This is a genomic window from Ramlibacter sp. (assembly GCF_028292805.1).
Classification (GTDB): domain Bacteria; phylum Pseudomonadota; class Gammaproteobacteria; order Burkholderiales; family Burkholderiaceae_C; genus Ramlibacter.
In genome coordinates this window covers 1-11,797 of the sequence record NZ_JAQGLS010000255.1, presented here as the reverse complement: position 1 = coordinate 11,797, position 11,797 = coordinate 1, and the positions used below count along the sequence as shown (strand labels likewise).

14 protein-coding genes are annotated in these 11,797 nt (G+C 69.1%); 4 read left to right on the top strand and 10 right to left on the bottom strand.

All coding sequences use genetic code 11. The annotated features are described in order from the left end of the window. Nucleotides 1–374: 374 nt before the first annotated feature. Entirely contained in the window at nucleotides 375–971 is a 597-nt protein-coding gene (locus JWP65_RS15955) for a nucleoside-diphosphate sugar epimerase (RefSeq protein ID WP_299765448.1), read from the top strand. Here JWP65_RS15955 and JWP65_RS15950 read toward each other — a convergent pair. The 7 genes from JWP65_RS15950 to JWP65_RS15920 all read right to left on the bottom strand — a co-directional run bounded on the left by JWP65_RS15950 (nucleotide 968) and on the right by JWP65_RS15920 (nucleotide 7,253). After that, nucleotides 968–2,164: a mandelate racemase/muconate lactonizing enzyme family protein gene (locus JWP65_RS15950; RefSeq protein WP_299765446.1), complete on the bottom strand. Its 1,197-nt coding sequence runs from the start codon at nucleotides 2,162–2,164 to the stop codon at nucleotides 968–970. The genes JWP65_RS15955 and JWP65_RS15950 overlap by 4 nt on opposite strands. Before the next feature lie 84 nt (nucleotides 2,165–2,248). Beyond that, on the bottom strand, nucleotides 2,249–3,256 hold the full coding sequence (locus JWP65_RS15945) for a TRAP transporter substrate-binding protein (protein ID WP_299765444.1): 1,008 nt from the start codon (nucleotides 3,254–3,256) through the stop codon (nucleotides 2,249–2,251). Nucleotides 3,257–3,303: 47 nt separating this feature from the next. Next, a complete protein-coding gene (locus JWP65_RS15940) occupies nucleotides 3,304–4,602 on the bottom strand; it encodes a TRAP transporter large permease (protein ID WP_299765442.1) in 1,299 nt (432 codons plus the stop codon). Next, nucleotides 4,599–5,144 (bottom strand): TRAP transporter small permease, encoded by a 546-nt coding sequence (locus tag JWP65_RS15935; RefSeq protein ID WP_299765440.1) that lies wholly within the window; start codon nucleotides 5,142–5,144, stop codon nucleotides 4,599–4,601. The genes JWP65_RS15940 and JWP65_RS15935 overlap by 4 nt, the downstream gene beginning before the upstream one ends. 7 nt (nucleotides 5,145–5,151) lie before the next feature. Next, nucleotides 5,152–5,895 (bottom strand): FadR/GntR family transcriptional regulator, encoded by a 744-nt coding sequence (locus JWP65_RS15930; RefSeq protein WP_299765438.1) that lies wholly within the window; start codon nucleotides 5,893–5,895, stop codon nucleotides 5,152–5,154. A gap of 9 nt (nucleotides 5,896–5,904) precedes the next feature. Then, nucleotides 5,905–6,288: a hypothetical protein gene (locus JWP65_RS15925; RefSeq protein WP_299765436.1), complete on the bottom strand. Its 384-nt coding sequence runs from the start codon at nucleotides 6,286–6,288 to the stop codon at nucleotides 5,905–5,907. Then, nucleotides 6,285–7,253 carry a 2-hydroxyacid dehydrogenase gene (locus tag JWP65_RS15920; protein ID WP_299765435.1) on the bottom strand — a complete coding sequence of 323 codons (969 nt, stop codon included), beginning with the start codon at nucleotides 7,251–7,253 and terminating at the stop codon, nucleotides 6,285–6,287. Before JWP65_RS15920 ends, JWP65_RS15925 begins: the two co-directional genes overlap by 4 nt. Before the next feature lie 210 nt (nucleotides 7,254–7,463). On the opposite strand from JWP65_RS15920, the gene JWP65_RS15915 reads away from it, so the two are divergent. Genes JWP65_RS15915 through JWP65_RS15905 form a run of 3 tightly spaced genes read left to right on the top strand, consistent with a single transcriptional unit; the run spans nucleotide 7,464 to nucleotide 9,792 of the window. Continuing rightward, nucleotides 7,464–8,354: a 2-dehydro-3-deoxygalactonokinase gene (locus JWP65_RS15915; protein WP_299765452.1), complete on the top strand. Its 891-nt coding sequence runs from the start codon at nucleotides 7,464–7,466 to the stop codon at nucleotides 8,352–8,354. Continuing rightward, complete coding sequence (locus JWP65_RS15910; RefSeq protein ID WP_299765434.1) at nucleotides 8,351–8,995, top strand: 2-dehydro-3-deoxy-6-phosphogalactonate aldolase; 645 nt, start codon at nucleotides 8,351–8,353, stop codon at nucleotides 8,993–8,995. The genes JWP65_RS15915 and JWP65_RS15910 overlap by 4 nt, the downstream gene beginning before the upstream one ends. Beyond that, complete coding sequence (locus JWP65_RS15905; RefSeq protein ID WP_299765433.1) at nucleotides 8,992–9,792, top strand: SDR family NAD(P)-dependent oxidoreductase; 801 nt, start codon at nucleotides 8,992–8,994, stop codon at nucleotides 9,790–9,792. Before JWP65_RS15910 ends, JWP65_RS15905 begins: the two co-directional genes overlap by 4 nt. Here JWP65_RS15905 and JWP65_RS15900 read toward each other — a convergent pair whose 3' ends face one another. From JWP65_RS15900 to JWP65_RS15890, 3 genes are all read right to left on the bottom strand, one after another. Beyond that, a complete protein-coding gene (locus JWP65_RS15900) occupies nucleotides 9,793–10,002 on the bottom strand; it encodes a CopG family transcriptional regulator (protein ID WP_299765432.1) in 210 nt (69 codons plus the stop codon). It abuts the gene before it with no gap. Between the two features lie 55 nt (nucleotides 10,003–10,057). Continuing rightward, entirely contained in the window at nucleotides 10,058–10,243 is a 186-nt protein-coding gene (locus tag JWP65_RS15895; protein WP_299765450.1) for a ribbon-helix-helix protein, CopG family, read from the bottom strand. Between the two features lie 258 nt (nucleotides 10,244–10,501). Continuing rightward, nucleotides 10,502–11,797 (bottom strand): translocation/assembly module TamB domain-containing protein (locus JWP65_RS15890; protein WP_299765430.1); only part of this gene is annotated, 1,296 nt, incomplete at its 5' end.

Below are 11,797 nucleotides of genomic sequence, written 5' to 3'. Positions count from 1 at the left end.
GCCGCAAGGCACCCCGGCACAGGCCCGCGGCCCGCGTCCGCCGGGCAATGGCAACGGCGGCGCCCGCAGCGGGCAAGGCCAGCAGGCCAACGGCAACGGCAATGGCCAGCCGCGCGCCCCGCGCCGTGACGACGAGCCGCGCCAGCCCCGTCGAGATGACGAGATGCAACCGCGCGAAGGGGCGCACAATAGCCGCAGCCCCTTCGTCGTGAGGGACCCCGTCCAACGCAGCACCGATGGCCAACCCGATCCCCTCCGCACCAGTGTCGACAGCATGGCCGGCAGCGGCCGCCGCGGCGGTGGCGGTGGCCGGTCGAACCGCTCTGGTGGCGGGGGCTACGGGGCTCGTGGGCCGGGCGGTCCTGCAAGGACTTTTGGCCGATGACACGGTCGTGGCGGTCCATGCCCTGGGCCGCCGCAACCCGGGGTTGCACCACCCCAAGCTGACGTTCCACAGCGTCGACTTTTCGGCGCTGCCGGCCCTGCCGGCGGTGCACGAGGTTTACCTGGCTCTCGGGACCACCATCAAGGTGGCGGGGAGCCAGTCTGCTTTCCGGGCCGTGGACTTCGACGCCAACTTCAACGTGGCGCGCGCCGCCCGCGCGGCCGGCGCCACCCGCATCGGGCTGGTCAGCGCGATGGGCGCCAATTCCCACTCCCGCATCTTCTACAACCGGGTCAAGGGCGAACTCGAAGGCGCGCTCACCGAGCTGGCCTACGAGCGACTGGTGATCGCGCGGCCGTCGTTGCTGGTCGGCGACCGCGGCGCACTCGGCCAGCCGGAACGCAAGGGCGAGCGCCTCGCGATGCGGCTGAGCGATTGGCTGGGGCCGGTGATCCCGGACAAGCTGCGCGCGGTGCGCGCCGAGCACGTGGCGCAGGCGCTGCTGCGCGCGGTGCCGGTGGCACGCGGCAACCAGCTGCTGGTGTTCGACAAGACCGAACGCAAGCGGCAGGCGGCGGCGCCCTAGACGTCGCTCACCCGCACCATCGCATCCTTGCGCAGGTGCAGGTCCGGCAGCAGCGCGATGCCCAGCCCGGGCTTGTCGTTCAGCGAGATCATGCCGTTTTCCACCTTCGGCAACTCGGTCACCAGCTCCTTGTACCAGCCCGTGTAGAACGCCCGCACGCTCTCCTGCACCAGCGCATTGGGTGCGTGCAGCGACAGGTGGGTGGAGGCCGTCCACACCACCGGCCCGGTGCAGTCGTGCGGCGCCACCGGCAGCTGCCAGGCATCGGCCATACCAGCGATCTTGCGCGCTTCGGTCAGGCCGCCGCACCAGCTCAGGTCCAGCATGGCGACACCGGCCACGCCGGTTTCCAGGTAATCCTTGAAGCCCCACTTGTAGCTGAGGGTCTCGCTGGCGCAGACCATGGCCTGGCAATCCACCGCGTATTGCTTGAGCAGGCCGAGGCTGTCGATGCGGATCGGGTCTTCGTGCCAGAAGGTATCGAACGGCTGGAGCGCGCGCGCGATGCGGCGCGCCATCGGCAATCGCCACAGACTGTGGAACTCCACCATGATGTCCATGCGGTTGCCCGCTGCCGTGCGGATCTTGCGGAACGGCTCCAGCGCCGTGTCCAGTTCTTGCGGGCTGATGGACTGGCCGTGGCTGCGCTCGGCAGCGATGTCGAACGGCCAGATCTTCATGGCCGTGATGCCTTCGTCCAGCAGCGACAGCGCCAGTTCGTCGGCCTGGTGCAGAAAGCCCTGCAGGTCTTCGTACGGCCCTTGCGCGTTGCCCAGGCCCCAGTTCGACGAGGACTGGTTGCGTTTGCCGCGCACGTACTGGTAGCCGGCGCAGGTGTTGTAGATGCGGATGCTGTCGCGGCTCTTGCCGCCCAGCGCCGTGTGCAAGGGCATGCCGGCGGCCTGACCGAACAGGTCCCACAAGGCGATGTCGACCGCCGAATTGCCACGCGTCTCGACGCCGGAGCCGCGCCAGCCCAGGTAGCCGGTGAGGTCGCGCGCCCGCGACTCGATGGCCAGCGGGTCCTGCCCGAGCAGGCGCGGGGCCGCCCACTCGTGCAGGTAGGCCTCGACGGCCTCGGCGCCCATGAAGGTCTCGCCCAGGCCGACCAGGCCTTCGTCCGTGTGCAGGCGGACCCAGAGGATGTTGGGAAACTCCCCCAGCCTCAAGGTTTCCAGCTTGCGCATCTTCATCGCGTCACCGAAAAATCGCTGGAGCGATTTTCGGGTGGGCTGATCACAAAGCCAGTCACTGAAGCCACAAGGCCAAAGGACTGATCAGCCGCCGCGCGCTTTCTTCAGCGCGTCCAGCACCACCGTGACGGCTTCGCCGCCGATGGCGGGCACGTTCTTGTCGTAGACCGGCTTGACCTTCTCGAACATGCGGCGCTGCTCGGCCGGCGTCACGTCGTTGACCTGCATGCCCTTGGCGCGCAGGCTCGCCAGCGACTTTTCGTTGAGCGAGCGATTGGCCGCGCGCTGCACCTTCTGCCCTTCGATGGCCGCCTCGCGCAGCACGGCCTGCTCTTGCGCGCTGAGCTGGTCCCACAGCTTCTTGCTGTACAGGACCAGGAACGGCGTGTAGGCGTGGCGGGTGACAGACAGGTACTTCTGCACCTCGTTGAACTTCGAAGTCTCGATGGTCACGAAGGGGTTCTCCTGGCCGTCGATGGTCTTGGTCTCCAGCGCGGTGAAGACTTCGCCGAAGGCCATCGGCACGGCGTTGGTGCCCAGTGTCTTGAAGGTGTCCAGGAAGATGTTGTTCTGCATCACGCGCACCTTGATGCCGTCGAAATCCTCCACCTTGGCCACCGGCTTGCGGCTGTTGGTCAGGTTGCGAAAGCCGTTTTCCCAGTAGGCCAGGTTGACCAGTCCGGCGTCTTCCAGCTTCTTGTCGAAGTAGGCGCCGGCCGGGCCGTCCAGCACCGCGTCGGCTTCGCGCTCGCTGGCGAACAGGAACGGCAGGTCGAACACGCCCAGTTCCTTGACGATGCCCACCAGCGGCGACGAGGAGGTGCAGACCATCTCCTGGGTGCCGGCGCGCAGCGCCTGCGTGGCCGGCAGGTCGCCACCGGCGGCGCCGCCCCAGAAAGCGGCGATCTTCATCTTGCCGCCGGTCCTGGCCGCCAGGATCTCCTGCATCCTCTTGACGCCGACGCCGACCGGGTGGTCTTCGTTGACGCCATTGGTGAACTTGATGGTGCGGTCCTGGAACTGCGCAAAGGCCGGGGCGGCAGCCAGCAGGGCGCCGGCCAGCAGGGTAACGAGAGTGCGTCGCTTGAACATGGTATTTCTCCTTGGTGCGTCGGGGGGTTCGAGAACGGAAACGGAGCCTAGCGCATCAGCCACTTGAGGGGCACCAGCACGAGGTCGGGGAATGCGACCAGCAGGAACAGCACGCCCACCTGGGCGATGAAGAACGGCATCACGCCCCTGAAGGCGTCGTCCAGGCTGATGCGGGCGACGCCGCTGACGACGTTGAGCACGGTGCCCACCGGCGGCGTGATCAGCCCGATGGCGTTGTTCATGATGAACAGCACGCCGAAGTAGACCGGGTCGATGCCGGCTTTCAGCACCACCGGCATCAGCACCGGCGTGAGGATCAGCACCGTCGGGGTGAAGTCGAGCGCGGTGCCCACCAGGATGATGATCACCATCATCACGAACATCAGCAGCATGCGGTTGTCCATGAGCGGCGAGAGCAGGTTGGCGACCTCGGTCGGGATGTTGGCCACGGTGATCAGCCAGGCGCTGACCATCGCGGCGGCCACCAGGAACATTACCACCGCGGTGGTCTTGCCGGCCGACAGCACCAGCCGGTACAGGTCGCGCACCTTCAGCTCGCGGTAGACGAACAGGCCGACGGCGAAGCTGTAGACGGCGGCCACGACGGCGGCTTCGGTGGGCGTGAAGACGCCGAACTTCATGCCGCCCAGGATCACCAGCGGCAGCAGCAGCGCCAGCGAGCCTTGGCCCGTGATGCGCAGCCGCTCGCCCATGGCGACACGCGGCGCCGGCCGCACGTCTTCCTTGCGGGCCAGCCACCACCAGGTGGCGCCGATGGCGATGCCCATCAGGATGCCGGGAACGATGCCGGCCAGGAACAGCTTGGTGATCGAGACGTTGCCGGCCACGCCGAAGATGATCATGCCGATCGAGGGCGGGATCACCGGCGCGATGATGCCGCCGGAGGCGATCAGGCCGGCCGAGCGGTTCACCTGGTAGCCGGCCTGCTTCATCATCGGCAGCAGCAGCGCCGACAGCGCCGCCGTGTCGGCGACGGCCGATCCCGACAGTGACGCCATGATCACGGCCGCCAGCACCGCGACATAGCCCAGGCCGCCGCGGAAGTGGCCGACCCAGGCCATCGACAGGTTGACGATCCGCCGGCTCAGGCCACCGGCGTTCATGAACTCACCGGCCAGCAGGAAGAACGGCACGGCCAGCAGCGGGAAGTTGTCGGCGCCGTCGACGAAGCGCTGCGCCAGGATCTGCGAGTCGAACGCCGGCAGCGCGCCGGTGGCGGCCATGAACGCCATCAGCGCCAGACCGCACACCAGCAAGGCATAGGCGATGGGCATGCCCAGCGCCATGGCGGCCAGCAGGCTGCCTATGAAGACGGCGACGGTCATCGCGCTGCTCCCGGCGGCACCGCCGTGCCATGCGGCACGTCCTCCGAATCGACCACCTGCACCAGTTCGTCGTCGGACAGCGTGCCGGTCACCAGGCGCCACAGCACCGAGAGGTTGAACAAGGCCATCACCACGGCGACGACGTAGCCGATGCCGTAGACCCAGATCATCGAGATGCCGACCACCGGCGAGACGTTGGTGACCTGCAGTTCGTGCATCTTCCAGGTGCCGATGAAGAACAGCACGTTGACCCACAGCATCAGCGCCTCGCTGACGAACAGGCAGGCCTTCTTGCCGGCGCGCGGCAGGTGCTTGACCAGGGTGTCGACGCCCAGGTGCTCGCGCTCGCGCATCGCGATCATGGCGCCGATGTAGGTAAGCCAGATGAAGCAGTAGCGCGACATCTCGTCGGACACCTGGATGCCGGAGTTGAAGCCGTAGCGCAGCACCACGTTGCCGAACACCATGATCACCATCGCCACCAGGCAGGCGACCACCAGGAATTCGAGCAGCTTGAAAAACAGGGCGATGGCTTTGGTCATGGGTTCGTCAGGCAGCCCGCAGCAGCGGCGCCGGCAGGTCCAGCTTGGGCAGGCGCCGGCGCGATGCCAGCACGGCTTCGATGTCGTCGCGGGCGCCGTCGACCAGCACCAGGACGGCCAGTTCGGCGGCGGCCGCATCGCGGGCGATCACGGCGTCGATGACGGCGCGGTGCAGTGGCAGCGATTGCCTGGGGCCGTGCTTGCGGCTGGTGGAAATCTCGAAGCTGGTGCGCAGCAACGCCGCCAGCGCCTTGCTCATCTGCACCACCATGCGGTTGTGGGAGGCCCGCAACAGGCCCTGGTGGAACAGCAGGTCGTGGGTGACGTAGTCGCCGCCCTGCTCCACCGCCTGCTTCATGCCGGCGAAGGCGGCCTCGATGCCGGCGATGTCGTCGGTCGTGGCCCGCTCGGCCGCCAGCCGCACGGCGGCCGGCTCCACGACCCGCCGCAATTCCTGCAGGTCGCGCAGGAATTCGCGCGTGAGGCCGGCGCGCGACTGCCAGACGATCACGTCGCGGTCGAACCAGTTCCATTGTTCCGACGGCAGCACCCTGGTGCCGACCTTGGGGCCGCTGCTGACCAGCCCCTTGGCGATCAGCGACTTGACGGCTTCGCGCACCACCGTGCGGCTGATCCCCAGCTCCTGGCACAGCAGCGGCTCGGGCGGGATCGCCGTACCTGGCGGGTAGCGGCCGGCGACGATGGCGGCGCCCAGGTGATCGACCGTGTTGCCGTGGACGGTGCGAACCATGCGCAACCTTCAGCCCCGCACGAACAGCGTCACCAGCGGCTCGTTGCCCGCCTGCGCGCTCGAGTGGCCGTGGACCTTCGCATCGAAGCTGGCGCCGTCCGGCAGCAAGTCGGCCGAATGGAAATGCTGGCCGGGGCCGAAGCGGCGGCGGCTGCCGTCCTGCAAGCCGATCTCCATGGTGCCGCCCAGGATGAACACCCATTGCGGATGCGGCGAACAGTGGAACTGGCTGCGAAAGCCGACCGGGCTTTGCCGCAACTGGTAGCCGCCCGAAGGCAGCAAGGACGACAGCGCCGCCTGGGGCGAGCCTTCGGTCAGCGCCACTTGTTCGTCGCGAAAGCGCGCGCGGCCGTCGTCGTCCGTGAACAGGACGACCTTGGTAAAGGACGTCATGCCTGGCACTCCGGCACCGGCGTCTTCAGCGGCCGCCCGGCGAAGTGCTCCACCAGGTTGGCCAGCGCCAGGTCGGCCATCGCCTGCCGCGTCTCGTGCGTCGCGCTCGCCATGTGGGGCGTGAGCACCACGTTGTGCAGGTCACGCAGCGCCTGCGGAACCTGCGGCTCGTTCTCGAACACATCGAGGCCGGCGCCGGCGATCACGCCGTTCTGCAAGGCCTGGATCAGCGCCTGCTCGTCGACCACGGTGCCGCGCGCCACGTTGATCAGGTAGCCACGCGGGCCAAGCGCCTCCAGCACTTCCCGGTTGATCATCTTGCGCGTGCCTTCGCCGCCGGGCGTGATCAGCACCAGAAAGTCGACCGCGGCCGCCAGCGCCTTGGCCGACGGGTAGAACGGATACGGCAGCTCCTTGCGCTCGGTGCGCCCGGTGTAGGCGATCGACATGCCGAACGCCGCGGCCCGGTGCGCGATCGCCTTGCCGATGCGGCCCAGGCCCACGATCCCCAGCCGGGCGCCGGACATCTTGCGGGCGAACGGCATGTTGCCCTGGCTGGCCCACAGGCCATCGCGCACGTAGCGATCGGCCTGCGGCACGCGCCGCGCCACCGACAGCATCAGGGCGATGGCCAGGTCGGCCACTTCGTCGTCGAGCACGCCCGGCGTGTGCGTGACCGGCACCTTGCGTTCGATGGCGGCGGCGACGTCGACCTTGTCGTAGCCCACGCCCATGATGGAGACCAGCTCCAGCGCGGGCAGGCGTTCCATCAGCGCGCGCGGCACCTGCGACTCGCCGCCGCCGGTGACGCCGCGGATGGTGGGCGCGACCCGGGCGAAGGCCTCGGGATCGGTCTGGTGCAGCCGCTCGTACACCGTGAAGTTCTGCTTGAGCGGGGCCAGGTAGAACGGCGGCAGGTTCATCACGGTGAGGATGGCGGGGCGGTCGGTGGCAGGTGCGGTCATGGTTTCTACGCAGCGAAGCGCAAAGGGAAACGCCGGGCATGGCGACGGCTCTGGTTTGCCGTCTGCCTGGCGCAACGAGAACCGCGGCAAAATCGCTCCAGCGTTTTTTTCAGTGATTTCCCAATCGTATGACCATAGTACGATTGCAATTTCGAGGACTTACCCTGTGCCGGTCGAGCCCCAAGAACAAGCTGCCCGAACTGCGCAGCCATTGACGTGAACCTGATCGGCGTCGACTGGGGTACTTCCTCCTTGCGGGCGGCGCGCATCGCCGCCAATGGCGCCGTGCTGGAGGAGCGCGGCTCTCCGCGCGGCATCCTGACCGTGCCCGCGGGCGGCTTCGCGGCCGTGCTGCAGGACACCTGCGGCGACTGGCTGCGCGATCCGTCGGCGCTGTGTCTGGTCAGCGGCATGGCCGGCAGCCGGCAAGGCTGGCAGGAGGCGCCCTACTGCCACTGTCCAGCCGGCTTCGGCGAGCTGGGACGCGGGTTGCACTGGGTGGTGCCCGGCCGCATCGCCATCGTGCCCGGGCTGGCCTGCGAGTGCGATGGCGTGCCCGACGTGATGCGCGGCGAAGAGGTGCAGGTGTTCGGTGCGCTGTCGCTGCTGCAGCAGGCCGACGGCGTCGTGGTGCTGCCCGGCACGCACAGCAAGTGGGTGCGCGTGCAGGCGGGCGTCGTGCAGTCCTTCAGCACCTGGATGACGGGCGAGGTCTATGCGCTGCTGCGGCGGCATTCGATCCTGGCGCGCACCATGCCCGACGAGGAAGGCCCGCTGGACCAGGCCGCCTTCACCCGCGGCGTGCGCCACGCGACCGCGTCCGGCAGCTTGCTGCACGCGGCCTTCAGCACCCGCACGCTGGCCCTGTTCGGGCAGCTGGAGCCGCACGCCCAGCCAGGCTACCTGTCGGGCCTGGTGATCGGGGAAGAGCTGCGCGTACAGGCCACTGGCGTGGCCGAGGTCACCCTGGTCGGCAGCCCCGCCCTCACCGCGCGCTACGCCCTGGCCCTCGCCACCCTGGGGGTGCGCTCGCGGGCGCTGGGTTCGGAGGCAACCTGGCGCGGGCTGTGGGCATTGGAACGCAACCTGGAGGCACCATGATCGTCACCGCTGCCGAAAGCCTGCGCAGCGCCATGCAGCGCCTGCCCCTGGCCGCCATCCTGCGCGGCATCACGCCGGCCGAGGCGCTGCCCATTGGCGAAGCCCTGGTCAATGCCGGCTGGACGCTGATCGAGGTGCCGCTGAACTCGCCGCAACCGCTGGCCAGCATTGCCTTGCTGGCCCGCGAGTTTCCGCAGGTGCTGGTGGGAGCCGGCACCGTGCTGACGGCCAACCAGGTGGCCAAGGTGCACGATGCCGGCGGGCGCCTGATCGTCTCGCCCCATTGCGACCAGGACGTGATCGCCGATGCCGGCGCGCGCGGCATGGCCTGCCTGCCCGGCGTGATGACGCCCAGCGAAGCGTTCGCGGCGCTGGCCGCCGGCGCGTCGGGGCTGAAGCTGTTTCCGGCGGAGATGATCCCGCCGGCGGCCGTGCGGGCCTTGCGCGCGGTGCTGCCGGCCGACGTGCTGCTGCTGCCCGTCGGCGGCATCGCGCCGCACCACATGGCCGACTACCGCGCGGCCGGCGCCAGCGGCTTTGGCATCGGCTCCGCGCTGTACCGGCCGGGCCGCCCGGCCGGGGAAGTGGGCGCCGCCGCGCGCCGCTTCGTCGATGCATGGGCAGGTACCATGCGCGCATGACCAGCGCGCCCCCACCCTCCACAGGTTCCTCGCGCATCTGCTTGGGCCTGACCGGTCGCGTTTGCATCGTCACCGGCGCCGCGCAAGGCATCGGCGAGGCCTGCGCCCGCCGGCTGGCGGCCGACGGCGCCAAGGTGGTGCTGGCCGACATCGACGACGCACGCGGCCAGGCCGTGGCCGACGCATTGCAAGGCAGCTACGTGCATTGCGACGTCGGCGACAAGGCCCAGGTGGACACGCTGGTGGCCAAGGCCATGCTGGACCACGGCCGCATCGACGTGCTGGTGAACAACGCCGGCACCTTCCGGGCCGCGGATTTTCTGGACGTGACCGAGGCCGACTTCGACGCCGTGCTGCGCATCAACCTCAAAGGCTCGTTCCTGGTCGGCCAGGCCGTCGCTCGCGAGATGGCGAAAGTGGGCAGCGGCGCCATCGTCAACATGAGTTCGGTCAACGGCGTGCTCGCCATTCCGAACATCGCCAGCTACAACGTCAGCAAGGGCGGCGTCAACCAGCTGACGCGGGTGATGGCGCTGGCGCTGGCCGACAAGGGCATCCGCGTCAATGCGGTGGCGCCCGGCACCATCGCCACCGAGCTGGCGGCTAAGGCGGTGCTGACCAGCGACGAGGCGCGGCAACGCATCATGATGCGCACGCCGATGAAGCGGCTGGGCCAGCCGTCGGAAGTCGCGGACGTGGTCGCCTGGCTGGCCAGCGACGCGGCCAGCTACGTGACGGGAGAAATCGTGGTGGTGGACGGAGGCCGGATGACCCTGAACTACACCGTGCCTGTGTAGTCAGCGCGCCCGCTTGGCCGGGGCCGCCTTGCGCACGGCGGCGGCCCGCTTGGCCGGCGCGGCAGCCGGCTCCTGCTCCTGCATGTAGTCGCGGATCAGCCGGCGGACGACCTGCGACGGCGTCATGTCCTGCGTGCGGCACACGCCTTCGAACGCCAGCTTCTTGGCAGGGTCGATCAGGATGGTCAACCTGGCGGTCTTGAGCTCCATGGGCAACGGTTCCGATGTTAATCGGATTGTAATTCGTTTCCCGTGCGCGGGTGGCTCAGCCGCCGCCGCGGCGCCTCGGCAGCCCGGCATGGTCATGCGGTTGGTGGCGGACGATGTATTCGCGGATCAACTGGCGCAGCACCTGGGACACGGTGATGTCCTGGGCCGCGCAAACCGCTTCGAAGGCCTTCTTCTTGTCGGCGTCGATGAGGATCGTGAGCCGGGCCGGTTTGGCTTCCATCGCTTCGTTCCGGATTGCAGACATGATAATACTCTGCACCTGAAATGTGATCTCGATGGTAGTACTTTGGCTGAGCCTGGCCGGGAAAAACGCAACACGCGGACGCGGACGCAAGCCCCACCTGGTGTAGGCGGTCGGCAACGCTGAGCCTGCTCGCTCAAGCCACGGCCGCGGCCGCGGCCGCGGCTGCCGGCTGCCGGCTGCCGGCTGCCGGCGCGCCTTGGGATTGGCTGTGTTCGAGTTGAAGCGCAAGCGCGCCTACTTGTCCTTGCGCGGCCGCGCCTTGTCGAACGAGAAGGTGAAGATCAGGTCGACCCCGGTGCGCTCGCCGGCCTCGGCTCGCACCGTCAGGCGACGCGAGACGTCGTAGAAGATGTACAGCGTGCCCATCGCGCCGGCCATGCTGCGCTCGTAGGCCGCGTAGAAGTTCTCGGCAAAACGCTTGCCCAGGCGCAGCACCGCGCCGTTGTCGCCGCCACGCACCGACAGGTCGTCCAGCCCGAGGTTGCCCGCCAGGCCCTTGCCGGTGCCGCGCTTGTCGGCCAGCAGGGCCGAGGCCGCCCGCTGCAGCAGCGCCGTCTCGGCGCCGCCGCCCGACGAGGAGCGGCCCAGCACCAGCCAGGACAAGGTCTCGGCCTGCGACAAGCCGCCTTCCGAGTACAGCTCGATGTGCGGCGCCTGCGCGCGGCCGGTGATCTGCACGCCCACGCGCTGGTCGGTGTTGGGCCGGATCGCCAGCACGTCCAGCGCCGGGTTGTCGGCCGGCCCCAGGAAGCGCAGCTCGCCGCGCTCGATGGTCATGCGCTGGCCGTAGCCGTTGTAGGTGCCGCCCACGGTGCGCACGATGCCGGTCAGCTGTGGCTGCGCCACCGAGCGGCCGGCCACGTTCAGCGTGCCGGCCAGTCGCGTGTCCACGCCGCGCCCGCTGACCCGGAAGTCCTCGCCCAGGTCGATCGACGCGGTCAGGGTCACGGTGCGGGCGCCCCCGGTGGGCGCCGGCCTGGCGCGGCGTTCGGCCTCGCTGGTCGGCAATCCCGGCGCATTGCGCACCAGCACGTCGTCGCCCAGCCGCGGCGCCGTGTCGTCCGGGATCACGATGCGGGCGCGGTCGACCACCAGCTTGCCGGTGACGGTGGTGCCGCTGGCATCCATCCGCGCCTGCAGCGGCCCCGAGATCGTCAGCTGGCGGTCGCCGCGGATGCTGGCGCGCAACTGGTTCAGTTGCGCATTCGCATTCAGCTGCAGGCCTTGCGCCGTCCAGGCGCCTTCGCCCGAGGCGGTGATGTTGCCGCCGCCGCCGCCGTTTTCCTCGCTGCCGCGCAGCACGAACTCGCTGACCACCATCCGGCGCCCCGCCAGCTGCGCCCGCAGGTGGCCGTTGCGCAGCTCGATGCCGTCGACCACCGAGCGCAAGCCCAGGTCGTCGGCCAGCAGCGGCCCGGTCAGCAGCGGCTCGCTGCGGTTGCCGGCGACGGTGATGTCCGCCGACAGCGCGCCGCGCAGCCGCCAGCCCGGCGGTGCCAGCAGCGACCAGACCCCGATGCGTGGCAGCTG

What these genes read in the sequence shown, in the direction of transcription:
- JWP65_RS15935 (WP_299765440.1), bottom strand. Translation starts at nt 5,144, where the DNA reads ATGACCAAAGCCATCGCCCTGTTTTTCAAGCTGCTCGAATTCCTGGTG.
- JWP65_RS15910 (WP_299765434.1), top strand. Translation starts at nt 8,351, where the DNA reads ATGATCGTCACCGCTGCCGAAAGCCTGCGCAGCGCCATGCAGCGCCTG.
- JWP65_RS15895 (WP_299765450.1), bottom strand. Translation starts at nt 10,243, where the DNA reads ATGGAAGCCAAACCGGCCCGGCTCACGATCCTCATCGACGCCGACAAG.
- JWP65_RS15905 (WP_299765433.1), top strand. Translation starts at nt 8,992, where the DNA reads ATGACCAGCGCGCCCCCACCCTCCACAGGTTCCTCGCGCATCTGCTTG.
- JWP65_RS15940 (WP_299765442.1), bottom strand. Translation starts at nt 4,602, where the DNA reads ATGACCGTCGCCGTCTTCATAGGCAGCCTGCTGGCCGCCATGGCGCTG.
- JWP65_RS15925 (WP_299765436.1), bottom strand. Translation starts at nt 6,288, where the DNA reads ATGACGTCCTTTACCAAGGTCGTCCTGTTCACGGACGACGACGGCCGC.
- JWP65_RS15930 (WP_299765438.1), bottom strand. Translation starts at nt 5,895, where the DNA reads ATGGTTCGCACCGTCCACGGCAACACGGTCGATCACCTGGGCGCCGCC.
- JWP65_RS15900 (WP_299765432.1), bottom strand. Translation starts at nt 10,002, where the DNA reads ATGGAGCTCAAGACCGCCAGGTTGACCATCCTGATCGACCCTGCCAAG.
- JWP65_RS15920 (WP_299765435.1), bottom strand. Translation starts at nt 7,253, where the DNA reads ATGACCGCACCTGCCACCGACCGCCCCGCCATCCTCACCGTGATGAAC.
- JWP65_RS15950 (WP_299765446.1), bottom strand. Translation starts at nt 2,164, where the DNA reads ATGAAGATGCGCAAGCTGGAAACCTTGAGGCTGGGGGAGTTTCCCAAC.
- JWP65_RS15945 (WP_299765444.1), bottom strand. Translation starts at nt 3,256, where the DNA reads ATGTTCAAGCGACGCACTCTCGTTACCCTGCTGGCCGGCGCCCTGCTG.